The following is a 16741-nucleotide window of genomic DNA, read 5'->3' as shown; positions in this document are numbered from 1 at the left end:
GTCGGCTCTATGGCCATCGGCCGTTCGATCATGCTGGTCTCCGCGGCCCTCCGCTGATTACAGGGCGTATCGCTGCCTCCACGGTAGCGCCGGACGGTGCCACCGGCCCGGCCTGGACCTCCGTCCATCTCGACGAGGCAGCTCACAGTGACCGCCCCGGGCCCGCGCAGGCCGGTGCGGTCCCCAGCTCGGCGAAACGTGATCAACATCCTCAGACGTTACGGTTTGTTCTGATCACGGTCCGATAAAGACCGGTACCCCCCTTGGCGGGTCGATTTCGCGGCTGATAAAGATTCAGTTCTGGCTGTCGTCCGCCGCGCAGGAGCGGTGACACCGCCGGGGGGGCTTACGTAGTTCTGGTCCTGGGCCGGTCATGCCCGGACCTCCTGGACGGACTCTTCACGCTTTCGCCGTGCCCGCATACCCGCACGGTCGCACCCCTCCGCGGTTTCACCTGCCCGCGCACACCCGGGCGACAGGGATCGCAAAGGGGAGTGTGCATGGGCAATATCGCCCGTGAGAAGGCATTTAGATGGGGCACGGCAGCCGTTGCCGCGCTGGCCGTGGCCGCCACCGTGACGCCGGTGTCGTACGCGGCCACGACGGACAAGCCGGCCCCGCAGCGGGTCGGCTCGGCGCCGAAGGTCCCGCAGGGCGCCGTCCGTTCGGCGGACCCGGCGGCAGGGCGGATGCTCGACCTGAGCGTCGTCCTGGAGCCGCGCGACCCGGCCGCGCTGAACCGTTTCGTCGCCGAGGTCTCCAACCCAAGGTCCCCGAACTTCCACCAGTACCTCGGTACGGGCGAGTTCGCGGCCGCCTTCGGCGCGCTGCCGCAGACCGTGGGGCGGGTCCGCACCGAACTGGAGGCGAAGGGCCTCACCGTCGGCGAGCTGGAGTCCGACGGGCTCACGCTGCCGGTGCACGCGACGGTCGCGCAGGCGGCGAAGGCCTTCGCGACCGAGTTCGACGGCTACAAGCTGAAGAACGGCACGACCGGTTTCACCAACACCCGCGCGCCGCAGTTCGACGGCGCGACGGCGGGCGGCGTCCGCGCGGTGGTCGGCCTGAACACGCTGGGGGCGTACCAGCCGAGGAACACCGGCGCGAAGGGCGCGGCCCGCAAGCAGCGGACCACGGTTTCAGGCGACGGCGCCCGCGAGTCCCGCCTGACGGGGACCACCCCGGCGATGTGCACGGACATCAAGGACCTGTTCGCGTCGCCCCCGGCCGCCTACGACACGCAGGACTACTGGAGCGCCAGGTCCCTGGCGCTCCAGTACAACATGGCGGACCAGCCCAACGTACAGACCGGCACCACGATCGCCGTCTACTCGCTGGAGAACTACGACCTGCGGGACATCGCGAGCTACCAGGCGTGCCACGGCACGAAGGTTCCGGTCAGCTCGGTCCGGGTCAACGGCGGTCCCACGGAGCCGGCGAGCATGGACACCGGCGTGGGTCTGGAGACCGCGCTGGACGTCGAGACCATCGCCGGCCTCGCCCCGCAGTCCAAGATCCTGGTCTACCAAGGCCCGAACACCTGGGAGGACGGCACGGACGTCTTCCGCAGCATCGTCACGGAGAACCGGGCCAAGGTCGTCTCGGTCAGCTGGGGCAGCTGTGAGCGGAACACGCCGACCGAGGTGATGGACGCCGAGAACCTGCTGTTCCAGCAGGCCGCCGCCCAGGGCCAGACCGTCGTCGCCGCCTCCGGCGACAGCGGCTCCACCGACTGCTACAGCCCCTCCTACAGCGCGCCCAACGCCGACCAGCTGGCCACCGACAACCCGGCGAGCTCGCCGTACGTCCTCGGCGTCGGCGGCACCACCATGCGGACCTCGGTCTCCTCCCAGACGACCTGGACGGGCTCCGGCGGCGGCGTCTCTCAGCACTTCCCGCTGGCCGCCGACGGCTTCCAGGCCGGCAGGACCGGCCTCGGCTACACCGACGCCTGCGTCGCCGGAGAGGGCAGGACCTGCCGTCAGGTCCCGGACGTTTCCGGCGTGGGCGACCCGGCCACCGGCTACCCGGTCGCCTTCGGCCAGGACGGCGCCGGCGGCCAGTACTGGTCGATCATCGGCGGCACCAGCGGCGCCGCCCCGGTGTGGGCCGCGCTCATGGCGCAGGCCGACCAGGATCTCGCCTGCCAGGCCAACGGCTCCGTCGGCTACGTCCACCCGGCGCTGTACAAGCTCCCGGCCACCGCGTTCCGTGACGTCACCACCGGCAACAACAACGTGACGGACTCCGGCAACGTCAGCGGCCTGTACCAGGCCGGCACCGGCTACGACCTGGCGACCGGCCTCGGCGCCCCGAACGGCCGCGAGATCGTCAAGGGCCTGTGCCAGGCCGTCCCGCGCTCCCCGGCCGGCACCTTCAACGCGCTGACCCCGGCCCGCATCCTCGACACCCGCTACGGCATCGGCCGCGCCGGCACCTCCCCGGTCGCCGCGAACGGCACAGTCAAGCTGAAGGTGACGGGCGCCGGCGGCGTCCCGGCCACCGGTGTCACCGCGGTCGTCGTCAACGTCACGGCCGCCGCGCCCACCGCGACCGGTCACCTCATCGCGTACCCGAGCGGCACCACCCGCCCGGCCTCGTCCAACATGAACTGGCTCAAGGGCGAGATCGTCCCGAACCTGGTGACCGTCCCGGTCGGCAAGGACGGCTCGATCGACCTCTTCAACGCCGGCAGCGGCACCGTGCACTTCATCGCGGACGTCTCCGGCTACTACTCCACCGAGGTCGGCGGCAGCACCTACCTGCCCAAGGGCCCGGCCCGGATCCTCGACACCCGCAACGCCATCGGCGTCCCCGGCAAGACCCCGGTCGCCGGCCAGGGCAGCGTGTCCCTGACGGTCGCGGGCGTCGGCGGCGTGCCCGCCACGGGCGCCACCGCCGTGGTCCTCAACGTCACGGCCACCGCGCCGACCTCGACCGGCCACCTGATCGCGTACCCCAGCGGCGCGACCCGCCCGACCGCGTCGAACATCAACTGGCTCAAGGGTCAGACTCGTCCGAACATGGTCGTCCTGCCCATCGGCGCGGACGGCAAGGTGAACCTGTACAACGCCGGCCTCGGCACCGTGCACTTCATCGCGGACGTCTTCGGCTACTACACGCCCACGACGGAGGGCTCGTCCTTCCACACCGCGGGCCCGAGCCGGCTGCTCGACACCCGGTACGCCCTCGGCACGTCCGGCACCGCGCCGGTCGCCGGCGGCTCCACCCAGGTGCTGAACATCAACGACGGCCACACCCTGGCGAACGCCAAGGCCGTGGTCCTCAACGTCACCGTCACGGCCCCGACGACCAACGGCTTCCTGACCGTCTGGCCCGACGGGACCACGCTGCCGAACGCGTCCAACCTCAACTGGACCGCCGGCCAGACCGTGGCCAACCTGGTGACCGTGCCCGTCGTCAACGGAAAGATCGACTTCCGTCCGAACGCCGGCAGCGCGCACGTGATCGCCGACCTGTTCGGGTACTACCTGTAGTCCACTGCGAGTAGTCCGCTCGGCAGAGGCCCTGCCCCCACCGCTTCGGTTCGCGGTGGGGGCAGGGCCTTTTCAGGAGGCGTGCGGCATCAGGCCGATGCCCAGCCTGACACGTCGCGAACGCGGCGCTGAGCCGGAGTCCCCTCCCCCGCCGGGGCTGAGCGGCACCGCCGATGCGGCGCGCCGAGGCAGCACGGCCGAGGCGGAGAGTGGTCCAAGGCGCCTCCCGGTGTGCGCAAGCCCGTACAACTCTGCGACCGTGCCGAGAGTCTGGTGGGTGCACCACTCGACTCGAGGGGAACGGCCAGAGATGTTCGCTCACCGCACCAACCCGGGCGGACGCCGTGCGTCATCGCTGAGGCGTGCCATGCGTGTGCCGCTCGGTGTTGCCGCGACGGTGGTCCTGACCACCCTGGGAGCGGCCAATCCCGCAACGGCCCTGCCCGCACAGCGGTCCGAGCCCGCCAAGCCCGACTACGGGCTCTCGCTGGAGCAGCCCTATCTCACCAGCGACGTGGGCGGGACCCTTACCGCGCGGCCCAAGGTCTTCACGAGCCGGCCGGACGGTTCGCGTGTCTACGTGCCGGAGGGGGCGCCCCTCGGGGCGGGCATTGCGATCAAGTACAGACTGCCCGAGGACACCTCACCGGTCGGGCTTGACGAGCACAAGAGCTGCCGCAAGGTGAAGAGTGCTACGGATCCGGGTCGTCTGCGCATCAGATGCGACACGGTGTCCCCGCTGACGTTCCACGTGGACAAAGCCTTCATAGGTCACATGGGCAGCGTGGTCTTCGTCCCCATGGCCAGAGGAGCGGACGATGGGAGGAACCGGCAGGACGACGGTGCGAGCTTCCTCGTCACGGCCCCGGCGCCCCAGGAGGAGGGCGAGACCGAGGAGAGTCGAGCACGCCGGGAGACCGTCGGCGCCGCCCTGCTCGGCGTGGCCGGCGGTTTCGGTGTCCTCGCTGTCCTCGTACTGTTCCTGACCCGCGCCCGTGCGCGCCGGACGATGTGGGCGTTGTGCACCGCGGCGGCTCTCTGCGCGGGGCTGGGCACCTGGAGCGTGGTGCACGGCCCAGTGCTCGGTACCAAGACCTTCACCCGGGGGTACCCGGCCGGCCCGGCCACCCTCGAAACCCCTGAGCTGATCTGGGACAGCGGCGCGATCCTGGAGGAGAAACGGCCGGACTACGTCCCGACCATCGCCACCGCGCCGGATCCGGACCACGAGAGCGTGACGGAGGTGTCCGCTCTGTACAGGCCGGCTGTGTCGGGGTATCCGTATGACTGGCTGACTCTGGACGGCGCCTACGGCCGGATCGAGGACCCTCGACGGGCCCGGAACCACATGCTGGAGACGGCCGCCGGGGCACCTGGGGTGAAGGTGGTGAAAAAGCCGGAGCTGATCGTCTTGAGGGACGACACCCAAAAGAAGCAGCCCGTGCTCTTCAAGTGCCAGGCGCTGTCCATCCGGAATCGGACCTTCGCCATGTGCGCCTGGGCCGACAGCGGTGTCCGCGCCCTGGTCACCATCGCCGGCGACAGCCTGCTCACGGCGGCGGGCAAAGCCAACTCCCTACGTCACTACGTACAGTTGAACAGGGGCTTCTAGGCCCTCTGCGAAAGACCCGCGCATCCTGCTACACCACGTTCACCGACGGCAGCCGCTCCACATCCCGCGCCGTCCCCGTCACCCCCGACAGAAAGCCCTGCGCCCGCGGTGACGCGTTCTCCGTCAGCCACGCCGGGTCGATGTCGCAGACGGCCACCCGGACCTCCGTGCCGACCAGGGCCAGCGGCAGGGTGTGGACGACCGTGGACGGGAAGCTGAGGATCGTACGGCCGATGGGGCCGCGGCGGGCGATCAGTTCCAGGGGGAGGTCGGGGCGCACCACCTCCAGGCCCGTCTCGACCGCCAGGCGGTGCAGTTTCTCCGAACTCTCGCGGCGGTGGGCGAAGTAACGCGTCGCGCCGTGCGCCCTGGCGAGGGACTGGACCGCCTCCAGGTAACGCTCGCCGTCCACCACGCCCGTTTCGACCAGGGACGTGCCGACCAGGTCCGCGCCCTTCGTGAGGCGTGGCGGGCCGAAGCGGGAGCGGGTCCAGGCGAAGTCGTTCGCCGTCACCGTGACTCCGGCCGGGGTCTCGTCGATCGGCATCGAAGAGAAGATCTCGACCGTGCGCCGGGCGCTCGGCGTCAGGCGGCGGCGCGCCGAGGAGGACACCGGGGCGAAGAGCAGGTCGCGGGGGCCCGGGCGGCCGCCCTTGCGGTGCCAGCGCACCAGGCGTTCGCCACGGGCGAGCTGGGCGACGAACTCCATCGTCGCCGTGCCGTCGTCCACCACCACCAGCTCGCGCGCCCGGGTGATCGTCAGCAGGAGCTGTACGTAGCGGGAGAAGGGGTCTCCCATCACCACCCGGTGCGCCCGGCGCAGCAGCGGGGCGAGGCCGCCCACCGTGTGGAAGGGCGCCGTCGGACCGCCGCGCGCCTCCTCCCAGCGGACCTCGTGGCCCTCTTCGCGGGCCAGTTCCGCCATGCGGCGGAGCTGACCGCGGGTCATGGGGTCGGTCGGGGACAGCACCACGAGGGTGATGCCCTTGTGCGCCGGGTGGACCGCCCCCGCGCCGGTGTCCGCCGTACACTCCGCCCCGGACCGCCGGCCACCCTGCGCGGGGATCACCGCTCCGCGCCCGGGCGCACCGCTCCCCGTCGCGCGGAGCGCGTGCGCATGGGCCCACTCCAGCATGTTCAGGAGCTGTACCGGGCTCTCGACGAAGGCAAGCGTGTGGTGGCCGGCGGATCCGGCGCGGGGGCTCATCGGCGTACGACCGTCCCGTAAGGCGCTCAAACCGAAACGGGCTCGCCGGCGGCCGCGGCGATCTCCGCCTCGGAGACCACACCGGCGACGCGGCGCAGCTTCTTCATGGGGCCGAGCTCGGACTCGTAGACCTTCTTGACGCCGTCGCCGAGGGAGGCCTCGATGGTGCGGATGTCGCGGACGAGGCGGGTGAGGCCCTGCGGCTCGACGGAGGCGGCCTGGTCGGAGCCCCACATCGCGCGGTCGAGGGTGATGTGACGCTCGACGAAGGTGGCGCCCAGGGCGACCGCGGCCAGCGTGGTCTGCAGGCCCGTCTCGTGGCCGGAGTAGCCGATCGGCACGTTCGGGTACTCGGCCTGGAGGGTGTTGATGACGCGGAGGTTGAGCTCCTCGGCCACCGCCGGGTACGTCGACGTGGCGTGGCACATGAGGATGTTGTCCGAGCCGAGGACCTCGACCGCGTGGCGGATCTGCTTCGGGGTCGACATGCCGGTGGAGAGGATCACCGTGCGGCCGGTGGCGCGCAGGGCGCGGAGCAGCTCGTCGTCGGTGAGGGAGGCGGAGGCGACCTTGTGGGCGGGGACGTCGAACTTCTCGAGGAAGGCGACGGCCTCGGTGTCCCACGGGGAGGCGAACCAGTCGATGTTCTTGCTCTTGGCGTACTCGTCGATCTGGCGGTACTCGTCCTCACCGAACTCCACACGGTGGCGGTAGTCGATGTAGGTCATGCGGCCCCAGGGGGTGTCGCGCTCGATGTCCCACTGGTCGCGCGGGGTGCAGATCTCCGGGGTGCGCTTCTGGAACTTGACCGCGTCGCAGCCGGCCTCGGCGGCGGCGTCGATCAGCTTGAAGGCGTTCTCGAGCTCGCCGTTGTGGTTGATGCCGATCTCGCCGACGACGTAGACGGGGTGGCCGGGGCCGGCGGTCTTCGAACCGAACTGGCGCAGACGGGAGTTGGTGCTCATGGTGGAGAAGTTCCTTACTTGTCGAGGGAGTCGAGAGAAGGGCCGAGGATCCAGCTGGCGATCTCTCGGATCGCGCCGTCGCCGCCGGGGACGGTGGTGACCGCGCGTGCGGCGCCGCGCACGACGTCGTGGGCGCTCGCGACCGCCACGGGCCAGCCCACGAGGGCGAAGCACGGGAGGTCGTTGACGTCGTTGCCGACGTAGAGCACGCGCTCAGGCGCGATGCCCTGCTCCTCGCACCACTGCTTCAGTGCGAGGTCCTTGCGGTCGATGCCGTGCAGGACCGGAATCTTGAGCTTCCGGGCCCGGGCGGCGACCACCGGGTTCTGTTCCGAGGACAGGATCAGCATCTTCAGCCCGCTCTTGCGGAGGGCGGCGATACCGAGGCCGTCTCCGCGGTGCACGGAGACGAGCTCCCTTCCGTCGGAGTCGATCAGCACCCTGTCGTCGGTCTGGGTGCCGTCGAAGTCGAGGACGACCGCGTCGATGTCTTCCGCGGTCGGGAGCGAACCGGGTCGGTTCGCGTCGAAGAGGGGGGCCAGCGCGCGGGCGCGGGCGAGGTCGTGCGGGTCGTCGATCTCCAGCACGCGGGCCGGGTCGGTGCGGACGAGCTCCGTGCGGCCGAAGAAGCGGTGCTGGTGCTCGCGCAGGCCCGTCGCGTCCATGGCGTAGGCCGCTCCGGTCTCCAGGAGGTCCTGGGGCCGGTCCTGGCGGCGGGGCCGGAAGGACTTGTCGTGGTTGACGCCGTTGCCGCCCTCGGTGGACTCCTCGGCGGCGTCGCGCCAGATGAAGCCGTGGAAGTTGGCCACCGTCAGTGCGGTGTCGGCGCCGTTCTCGACGACCGCGCCCGCGACCCCGTCGATGTCCTCCCGCGTGATGAACGGGCTGGTGCACTGGACGAGCAGGACCACGTCGACCGCGGATCCGTGCAGCGCCTCGTGGGCGTCCAGGGCGTGCAGGACGGCGGCCTCGGAGGTGGCGGTGTCACCGGCGATGGCGGCGGGGCGCAGGACGACCTCGGCGCCCGCCTCGCGGGCGGCGGCGGCGATCGCCTGGTCGTCGGTGGAGACCACGACGTCCGTGACGAGCCGCGTCGCCCGGCACTCGCGCACCGCGCGGGCCACCAGCGGCACTCCGCCGACCGGGAGGAGGTTCTTGGCGGGGACGCCCTTGGAGCCGCCGCGCGCGGGGATCACCGCGAGCACCCGGCGCACCGGCGCCGCGTGACCCGCTTCCGAGTTGGTCATGCGCTGTTCTCCTTGACGAGGGACACGGGGAAGGCTTGGGGGATCGGCGGAAGACCTGAGGGATCGGTGGTGGTCACAGCTCCCCCATCCGCCGGATCACGGGGGCCACGCGCTGCACTCCGTGGCGGTAGGCGCCGCGGGCCGCCCGGCGGACGATCTGCCGTACGGGGCTGGGCTCCTTGTCGGCCGCGGGGGCGCCGGGCAGCGGGCTGCCGTCCGGGGCGAGGTGGTGGCGGGCGAGGATCCCGGGGAGGTAGCCGGGGGCGGTGACGGGCGTGTAGTAGGGGGCGAGGGGCAGCAGTCCGGGGGCCGCCAGCAGGCCGGTGATCCGGGCGCGCGCCTCGTCGAAGGCCGTCTCGTACGAGCCTCCCCCAGAGGGGGGACCCCCAGCTGCGACGCCCTGCCGGGCCACCCAGGCCGGGTCGGGCGCCGGCTCGTACCCGGCGTCGAGCTGGTCCCAGGAGGCGAGGCAGCCGGAGCCCACGAAGTGGTGGTTGCCGAGCGCCTCGCGCACCCCGAGGTCGCTGAGGACGACGGTGGGGATGCGGCGGTGCAGGGACTCCAGGGCCGCCGTGGAGCTGATGGTGACCAGCAGGTCGGTGCGGTCGAGCACCTCGCCCATGTGGCCGTACACCAGGCGGAAGTTGGCGGGCAGGTCGGTCTTCTGCGCCAGCTTCTGGTAGGGCAGCTCCTCGATGTGCGTGGTGTGCTCGCCCGGCTTGGAGCGCAGCTTCAGCAGCACCTCGCGGTCCGGGTGGAGGCGGGCGTGCTGGATCAGCCGGTTCAGCAGGTACGTACGGTCCTTGCGGTTCTCCGGGACCGAGGGCTGGGCGGCGAAGACGACCGTGTACGGGTCGTGCTTCTCGTAGGCGGCGCCGCCCAGGAAGGGCAGTGCCACCTCCGTCACCGAGGAGGCGTCGGCGCCCACTCCCTCGTACACGGCCCGGAACCGTTCCGCGTCCTGTCGGGAGTTCGCGAGGACGAGGTCCGCGCCGTGCCGCAGCAGCAGGCCGTCGGCGAGCTTCTCGTAGACGACGCCGACGTAGCCGGTGACGACGACGGGCCGCTTGCTCCGCCCCTCCCAGACATGGGCCAGGCCGTGCAGGATCGCCTGCACACCGCCGCCCACGAGGGCGATGACGAGGACGTCGTACGGCTCCCCTTCCATGGCGCGCAGGAATTCGACGGCGGTGACCTCACGGAGGGAATCCGCGCGGACGCCGACTTCTTCGAGCTGGCGGGCGGTGGGGGTGGCTCGGCCGCGCAGGAGATAACCGTCGAGCAGAATGTCCGATTCAGCCGGTGAAATGCGATTCGCGGTGAGCGAACCCCATTTCCACCGGGTATCGGAATCCGCGAGAACGGCGACCCGCAGGGACTTCCTGGTACTTGCTGGCACGTCCAAGACGCTAGGAAGCCATTCCGAGTTGCGGCCCAACCTGAATGCAACAAACGGTTAACAGCACATCGACGAATGGCGAATCAGGCCGTGATCGAGCCGGAAATCAGCTGGGTTCACTGCTTCGCCACGCGTCGTTCACCTGACATCTCACCAACGGTCAAGACGAATGCCGGGCCGCCGCCTAACGTCACGTGGGTGGTCAAGCTCTCCGTCATCGTGCCGTTCTACAACGTGCAGCAATATGCACCCGACACCTTGAAGAGCCTGCGTGCGAACGCACGTGAGGACTTCGAATTCGTTCTCGTGGACGACTGTTCACGAGACGAAACTCCGGACATTCTCGCGCGCGCGGAGCGCGAGCTCCCCGGCGCGGTGTATGTCAGACACGAGAAGAACGGAGGACTGGCGACCGCGCGCAACACGGGCATCGACGCGGCGCACGGCGAATACCTCACGTTCCTCGACGGGGACGACTGGCTCGCCCCCGGCTACTACGAACAACTTGTTGCCTCCATCGAACAGCTGGGCTGCGACTTCGTCCGTACGGACCATGTCCAGTGCACCGCGCGGGCCCGCACCATCCACAGGGTCCCGCACGGCCGGCGCGGAGTGGTACTGAACCCCCGCGACGCGATACTGCCCGCCGACCGCTCCACCTCCGTCGACTACGCCTACGCCTGGGCGGGCATCTACCACCGCCGGCTGGTCGACCGGGGGCTGCTGCACTTCACCGACGGCCTGCGGACGGCCGAGGACCGGCCCTGGATCTGGAAGCTGCACCGGGAGGCGGAATCCTTCGCCACGGTGGGGCTTCTCGGTGTGTTCTACCGGCGTGGTGTGGCCTCTTCCCTCACCCAGATCGGGGACGTGCGCCAGCTCGACTTCATTCGCGCGTTCGACCAGGTGGTGGCGGAAACCGCGGCGGACCGCGACGCCGAAAAACTCCTGCCCAAGGCCGTGCGCACCTATTGCGCGATTATTTCCCATCATCTGGGATCCATCGAAAGGTTCGAGCCGGCAGTGGCACGGAAACTGAAGTCGATGAGCGCCGTCGCTCTGCGGAACATGCCGCAGGACGTGCTCGACGACGCCCTCGACTCGATGGACGTGCAGCGCGCCACGCGGCTGCGCCGGCTGCGCCGCCGTCCGGCTTCCACCACGGGAGTGGCCGCGTGACCACCCAGATCTTCATGGCGTCCACGCTGTACGGCACGGCCACGCTCGCCGCGGCCCTGGACACCGACTGCTTCCGCCCCGCCGACCGGCGCATCCTGCTCGTCTCCAACAACGCGGCGACGCCCGAGACGACGCCCGGCCTCGACGAGATGCCCGGGTTCGAGCAGCTGCGCGGCCGCTTCGACGACGTGATCTCGTGGAACGAGACCATCTCGCCCTTCCACCCCGGCGGCTGGGCCCCGCGGCTCGACGACGTCCCCCTGTGGGAGCGGCATCTGCGGCTCGCCTGGAACCTCGGCGACGACGACATCGAGCTGGCCGTGGAGTCGATCCAGGTCAACCCGGCGCTCGGCATCTCGCAGATCTTCATGGGCGCGCCCGTCACCGTGTACGCGGACGGCCTGATGAGCTACGGCCCCACCCGCAACAAGATCGACCCGCTGGTCGGCACGCGGGTGGACCGCCTGCTCCACCTGGACCTGGTCCCCGGCCTCAAGCCGCTGCTCCTGACGGAGTTCGGCGTCGAGCCCGAGATCGTACCGACGGACGCGTTCGTGAAGGTCCTCGCCGAACTCGTCGACACCGGTGACGAGCTGCCGTCGATCGACGAACCGGCCCTCCTGCTCGGCCAGTACCTCTCCGCGCTGGACATCCTCACCGCCGAGGAGGAGGAGAACCTCCACGTACGGATGCTGAAGGGCGCCCTCGCGCTCGGCCACACGCGCGTGGTGTTCAAGCCGCATCCTTCGGCCCCGGCCCGCTGGTCGCGCCTGCTGGAGAAGGAGGCCGAGAAGCTCGGCGCCGACCTCACCGTGCTCGACACCCCGGTCCTCGCCGAGGTGCTCTACCAGCGGATGCGCCCCGCCCTGGTGGTCGGCTGCTTCTCCACCGCGCTGCTCACCGCGTCGGCGCTGTACGGCCTGCCGGTCGCCCGCGTCGGCACCGGCCCCCTCCTCGACCGTCTCACGCCGTACGAGAACAGCAACCGCGTCCCCGTCACGATCGTGGACGCGCTGCTGCCCGAACTGACGGACGAGTCGGCCGTCAACGAGCAGCGCCGGAGCATGGACGTGACGGCACTGACGGACCTCGTCCGGGCCGTCGGCTTCGCGATGCAGCCGAAGATCTACCCGGACCTGCGCCCGGCCGCCGAGGCCTACCTGACCAGGCATCTGAACCACCACACCCGGCGCTACTTCAAGCGCAAGCGCCTCACCTCGCTGGCGCTGCCCGGCGCGGTCCCGGCGCAGCTGGCGTTCATCCCGCGCAACGCCACCGTGCGCCGCGTGGCACGCCGCGCCCGTTCGCTGAAGCGGGCCGTGGGTCGCTGAACCGGTGTCCTGGGCCGGGCCGTCGCGGGCCGGCCCGGGAACCCGAAACGACATACAGGTGAACACGCACGGACCGTCGGGCGAATCGTCGGTCGGACGGCCAGGTAAACCTTATTAATCGGATTAGTGTGCTGGGGTCCACTGAGTCCCGTTGAGGGGAAACCTGTGATCGACTCGCGCGAGGCCGTCCAAGTGGCCTCCACGGGCACCGTGGCCCGCACCGTCCTGCCGCCCACGGACGCACCGCCCCCCGCGATACCGGCCAAGCGCCGGGAGACGCGGCTGCGCGCACTGGACGGACTGCGGCTGGTCGCCGCGCTGATGGTGGCCGCGTACCACTACGGCGGGCGCGACGGCGAGGTCGCGAAGGCCTGGGGCAGCTCTCCGCGCCACCAGTTCCCCGTGCTGCACGGGTACTTCGCTTACGGCTGCCTGGGCGTCCAGGTGTTCTTCGTGATCAGTGGCTTCGTCATCTGCATGAGCGGCTGGGGCCGCCCGCTGCGCTCGTTCTTCGCCTCCCGCGCCTCCCGGCTGCTGCCCGCGTACTGGGCCGCCATCATCCTGGTGACGGTGGTGTTCGCACTGCCGATGGTCGCGTTCAAGACGGTCTCGCCGAGCGACACCCTGGTCAACTTCACGATGCTGCAGTACCCGCTCGGCGTCGACCGGGTCCTGGGCGTGTGCTGGACGCTGTGGGCGGAGGTCCGCTTCTACGCCCTCTTCGCGCTGTGCATCGTCCTGCCCGGCGCGAACCGCCGCCGCGTGATCATGTTCTGCGCCGGCTGGACGCTGGCCTACGTCATCGCGCAGGGCGCCAAGATGCCGCTGCTGGACATCGTCCTGATGCCCGAGTACGCGCCGTACTTCATCGGCGGTGTCGGCCTCTACCTGGTGCACCGCGACCGCAAGGACGTGTACGCCTGGGGCATCGTGGCCGTGAGCTGGCTGATCGGCCAGCACTACGCGGTGCAGGGGCTGTGGCACGCCCCGCAGGCGAACGGCTTCTCCTACCGCACCACCTACGGCATCGTCCTCGTCGTCACCTTCGGCTACGTCGCGGTCGCCGCGATCGCCCTGGGTTGGCTGCGCTGGGCCAACTGGCGCTGGCTGACGGTCGCGGGCGCGCTGACGTACCCCTTCTACCTCGTCCACGAGCACCTGGGCTGGGTCGTCATCAAGGCCCTCCACCAGGGGCTGCACATCCCGTCGTACGCCACGTTCCTGCTGACGGCGACGAGCATGCTGGTCCTGGCCTGGCTCCTCAACCGGTACGTGGAGAACTGGCTGACGCCCAGACTGCGCACGGCGCTGGCGAAGCCCCGGCCGACCGTGGGGGCGTCCCGGCCGTAGGGCGCACCGCGGGTTCAGCCGATCCCGTACCGCGTCCCGATCCCCTCGATCACCAGGGCCAGCCCTTCCTCGAAGTGCCGGTCGTAGTCCTCGAACATCTCCGCGCCCGCCGCGGCCGACAGAGGGAAGTCGGCCATCCGGCGGGCGCGGTCGTCCACGTCGTAGCCCTCGCGGCGCTCCCCGGGGAGCGGCTGGACGCCCTGCTCCTCGGTGACGAACCCGAGGGTGTAGAGGTAGGCCGTCGTGGCCGCCCGGACCGCCTGGGCGAGGGTGAAGCCCGCGTCCGTGAGCAGGCGCAGGTTCTGCTCCATCTCGACCGCGTGCAGAGTGCCGGTGAAGCGTGAGCCGCTGAAGACCCTGGCACCGTCGCGGTAGCTCAGCAGCGCGGCGCGCAGTGCGCGGTTGGCCGTCAGGAGCCGCTCCTGCCAAGTGGCGCCGGGGTCGACCGGCGCGGCCTCGGTCATCCGGCGGTACATCTCCGTCGCCATCTCGTCGAGCAGCGCCTGTTTGTCCTTGAAGTGCCAGTACAGGGCGGGCGCCTTGACGTCCAGCTCCTTGGCGATGGCGCGCAGGGTCAGGCCCTCCAGTCCCCCCTCGTTCAGGAGTTTCAGGGCGGTGTCCGCGACGCGCTTGCGGTCGAGCGGCGCTCTTCGTTCCGTACTCACACTTGACAACTTAACACCGTTAAGGCCACGCTCGGAAACGCCAGCACTTAACAACGTTAAGGAGAGTGTGGTCATGGCAGCACAGGCAACGGCGGCGGGCGCGGGCGCGGGCGCGGGCCGGAACATCGGCTCGGACGTGGACGTGGACGTTCTGATCGTGGGGGCGGGCCCCGCCGGTCTCGCCCTCGGCGTCGATCTCGCCCGGCGCGGGGTGGACGCGCTCGTCGTGGAGCGGACCGACGGTCTGTTCCCCGGGTCGCGCGGCAAGGGCATCCAGCCGCGCACGAGGGAGGTCTTCGAGGACCTCGGCGTACTCGACGCGATCCACGCGGCCGGCGGCCCCTACCCGGTCGGGATGATCTGGCAGGACGGGAAGCCGCAGGGCGAGCACCGGATGTTCGACCCGGCCGAGGCGAGCGACGATTCGCCGTACGCCGAGCCGTGGATGGTGCCGCAGTGGCGTACGCAGGAGATCCTCTTCGCGCGCCTCGTCGAGCTGGGCGGAAGCGTCGCCTTCGGGCGCGAACTGCTGACGATCACCCAGGACCCGGACGGGGTGACGGCCCACTTCGCCGCCGGCTCCCCCGTCCGCGCGCGGTACCTCGTCGGCGCCGACGGCGGCCGCTCGACCGTGCGGCGCACGCTCGGGATCGCCATGACCGGCGAGACGGTCGACCCGCATCCGGTGCTGGTGGCCGACGTCCGTGTCACGGGCCTGGACCGCGACCACTGGCACGTGTTCCCGCCCCGGGGCGACGACGACGGCTTCCTGGCGATCTGCCCGCTCGCCGGCACCGAGGACTTCCAGCTCACCGCCCAGTTCCCGGAGGGGACCGAGCCCGATCTGTCCCTGGAGGGCGTACGGAAGGTCGTCGCCGCCCGCTCGCATCTCGCCCCCGAGGCCGTGACCGAGGTGCGCTGGGCCTCGGACTTCCGCCCGCGGGCGGCGCTGGCGGACCGCTTCCGCGCGGGGCGCGTCTTCCTCGCCGGGGACGCGGCACACATCCACTCCCCGGCCGGCGGCCAGGGCCTCAACACCAGCGTCCAGGACGCCTACAACCTGGGCTGGAAACTGGGCGCGGTGCTGGGCGACGGCGCCCCCGAGGCGCTCCTCGACTCCTACGAGGAGGAACGGCGGCCCGTTGCCGCGCGCATGCTCGGCCTGTCCACGGCCGTCCACCGCGGCGAGGCCCGGCGCAGCACGCAGACGACGGGTCAACTCGGCCTGGGCTACCGGGACTCGTCACTCTCGACGGACCTGCGCGAGGGCTTCCCGGAGAACGCCCTGCGGGCCGGCGACCGCGCCCCGGACGCCCCTCTCCCCGACGGCACCCGGCTCTTCGACGCCTTCCGCGGCCCCCATTGGACCCTGCTCGCGGCCGGGCCGGAAATCCAGGCACCGGCACTCCCCGTCCGCACGGTCGGCATCCCCGCGCACGAGTCGTACGGCACCGGCCTCTTCCTGATCCGCCCCGACGGTTACGTGGGGTGGACGGGCGACACGGCTTCGGGGCTGCGGGAGTACGCGACGCGCCTGGGCGTCCTGGGCCAGGGCCTCTCCCAGGACCTGGCCGAGGAACTGTCCTAGGCGCTGGCCAGGGTGAGCTTCACGGCGAAGCCCAGGAACAGGGCGCCCGCCGCGGTCGTGGCCCCCGCCGAGAGCCGCTTGCGCCGCCGGAAGGCCGCCGCCAGCCTCGTCCCGCTGAAGATCAGCGCGGTGAGGTACAGGAAGCTGGCGAGCTGGGCGAAGGCGCCGAGGACGACGAAGGAAAGGGCCGGGTAGGCGTAGCCCGGGTCCACGAACTGCACGAAGAAGGCGACGAAGAACAGGATCGCCTTCGGGTTGAACAGGCTGATCACCAGCGCCCGCCGGAAGGGCCGCTCCTCGGCGGCCGGCGCGGCGGCGGCCTCGCTCTCCTCGGCCCGTTCGTGCCGGGTGCGCCACATGCCCCACGCGGCGCGCAGCATCCCGAACGCCAGCCATGTCAGATATCCGGCCCCGGCGTACTTCACGATCCCGAACAGCACGGCGTTGGCCTGCAGCAGCGAGGCGACTCCGGCCGCGGACAGGGTCATCAGGACGGTGTCCCCGCACCAGACACCCGCGGCGGCCGTGTATCCCGTGCGTATGCCCTTGCGGGCGGCGACGGACAGCACGTACAGCGAGTTCGGACCGGGAAGCAGAACGATCAGCACGAGTCCCGCGAGATAGGTCGGGAGGTCGATAACACCAAGCATGAGGTGGAGTGTCGCACGAGAGTACGACACTCCATCTTCGGGCGTCGGTGG

At 70.7% G+C, this 16741-nt stretch carries 12 protein-coding genes; 6 read left to right on the top strand and 6 right to left on the bottom strand.

The window, feature by feature from the left end; all coding sequences use genetic code 11:
- Nucleotides 1-500: 500 nt before the first annotated feature.
- Together OG798_RS32850 and OG798_RS32845 are read left to right on the top strand one after the other, a co-directional pair.
- The gene (locus tag OG798_RS32850) at nt 501-3497 is read left to right on the top strand and encodes a S53 family peptidase (RefSeq protein WP_267062673.1); all 2997 of its coding nucleotides are present in this window, start codon (nt 501-503) and stop codon (nt 3495-3497) included.
- A gap of 367 nt (nt 3498-3864) precedes the next feature.
- A complete protein-coding gene (locus OG798_RS32845) occupies nt 3865-5109 on the top strand; it encodes a hypothetical protein (protein WP_328758120.1) in 1245 nt (414 codons plus the stop codon).
- A 28-nt stretch (nt 5110-5137) separates the two neighbouring features.
- On the opposite strand, the gene OG798_RS32840 is transcribed toward OG798_RS32845, so the two are convergent.
- The 4 genes from OG798_RS32840 to OG798_RS32825 form a co-directional block, all read right to left on the bottom strand.
- On the bottom strand, nt 5138-6316 hold the full coding sequence (locus OG798_RS32840; RefSeq protein ID WP_267062671.1) for a hypothetical protein: 1179 nt from the start codon (nt 6314-6316) through the stop codon (nt 5138-5140).
- A 26-nt stretch (nt 6317-6342) separates the two neighbouring features.
- Nucleotides 6343-7281 carry an N-acetylneuraminate synthase family protein gene (locus OG798_RS32835; protein WP_267062670.1) on the bottom strand — a complete coding sequence of 313 codons (939 nt, stop codon included), beginning with the start codon at nt 7279-7281 and terminating at the stop codon, nt 6343-6345.
- A 14-nt stretch (nt 7282-7295) separates the two neighbouring features.
- The gene (locus OG798_RS32830; protein ID WP_328758119.1) at nt 7296-8528 is read right to left on the bottom strand and encodes an N-acylneuraminate cytidylyltransferase; all 1233 of its coding nucleotides are present in this window, start codon (nt 8526-8528) and stop codon (nt 7296-7298) included.
- Between the two features lie 73 nt (nt 8529-8601).
- On the bottom strand, nt 8602-9927 hold the full coding sequence (locus tag OG798_RS32825; RefSeq protein WP_121418337.1) for a DUF6716 putative glycosyltransferase: 1326 nt from the start codon (nt 9925-9927) through the stop codon (nt 8602-8604).
- A gap of 198 nt (nt 9928-10125) precedes the next feature.
- Between OG798_RS32825 and OG798_RS32820 the strand changes: the two genes are divergently transcribed.
- The 3 genes from OG798_RS32820 (at nt 10126) to OG798_RS32810 (ending at nt 13787) form a co-directional block, all read left to right on the top strand.
- Entirely contained in the window at nt 10126-11106 is a 981-nt protein-coding gene (locus OG798_RS32820) for a glycosyltransferase family 2 protein (protein WP_054233676.1), read from the top strand.
- Complete coding sequence (locus OG798_RS32815; RefSeq protein WP_097224981.1) at nt 11103-12437, top strand: alpha-2,8-polysialyltransferase family protein; 1335 nt, start codon at nt 11103-11105, stop codon at nt 12435-12437. Before OG798_RS32820 ends, OG798_RS32815 begins: the two co-directional genes overlap by 4 nt.
- Nucleotides 12438-12602: 165 nt before the next feature.
- Nucleotides 12603-13787, top strand: coding sequence for an acyltransferase family protein (locus tag OG798_RS32810; RefSeq protein ID WP_382125365.1), 1185 nt, complete (start codon nt 12603-12605; stop codon nt 13785-13787).
- A 14-nt stretch (nt 13788-13801) separates the two neighbouring features.
- Here the strand turns inward: OG798_RS32810 and OG798_RS32805 are convergent, their stop codons facing one another.
- A complete protein-coding gene (locus OG798_RS32805; RefSeq protein WP_097224982.1) occupies nt 13802-14452 on the bottom strand; it encodes a TetR/AcrR family transcriptional regulator in 651 nt (216 codons plus the stop codon).
- A gap of 136 nt (nt 14453-14588) precedes the next feature.
- Between OG798_RS32805 and OG798_RS32800 the strand changes: the two genes are divergently transcribed.
- Nucleotides 14589-16040, top strand: coding sequence for an FAD-dependent oxidoreductase (locus tag OG798_RS32800; RefSeq protein ID WP_328760109.1), 1452 nt, complete (start codon nt 14589-14591; stop codon nt 16038-16040).
- Here OG798_RS32800 and leuE read toward each other — a convergent pair.
- Nucleotides 16037-16690, bottom strand: coding sequence for a leucine efflux protein LeuE (gene leuE, locus OG798_RS32795; protein WP_095852963.1), 654 nt, complete (start codon nt 16688-16690; stop codon nt 16037-16039). The genes OG798_RS32800 and leuE overlap by 4 nt on opposite strands.
- Nucleotides 16691-16741 lie beyond the last annotated feature (51 nt).

Origin of the sequence: Streptomyces sp. NBC_00271, from assembly GCF_036178845.1 — a bacterium.
Classification (GTDB): Bacteria; Actinomycetota; Actinomycetes; order Streptomycetales; family Streptomycetaceae; genus Streptomyces.
The sequence above is the reverse complement of the archived record's forward strand: the minus strand, read 5'-3'. Positions and strand labels throughout refer to the sequence as shown.

What these genes read in the sequence shown, in the direction of transcription:
- OG798_RS32850 (WP_267062673.1), top strand. Translation starts at nt 501, where the DNA reads ATGGGCAATATCGCCCGTGAGAAGGCATTTAGATGGGGCACGGCAGCC.
- OG798_RS32845 (WP_328758120.1), top strand. Translation starts at nt 3,865, where the DNA reads ATGCGTGTGCCGCTCGGTGTTGCCGCGACGGTGGTCCTGACCACCCTG.
- OG798_RS32840 (WP_267062671.1), bottom strand. Translation starts at nt 6,316, where the DNA reads ATGAGCCCCCGCGCCGGATCCGCCGGCCACCACACGCTTGCCTTCGTC.
- OG798_RS32835 (WP_267062670.1), bottom strand. Translation starts at nt 7,281, where the DNA reads ATGAGCACCAACTCCCGTCTGCGCCAGTTCGGTTCGAAGACCGCCGGC.
- OG798_RS32830 (WP_328758119.1), bottom strand. Translation starts at nt 8,528, where the DNA reads ATGACCAACTCGGAAGCGGGTCACGCGGCGCCGGTGCGCCGGGTGCTC.
- leuE (WP_095852963.1), bottom strand. Translation starts at nt 16,690, where the DNA reads ATGCTTGGTGTTATCGACCTCCCGACCTATCTCGCGGGACTCGTGCTG.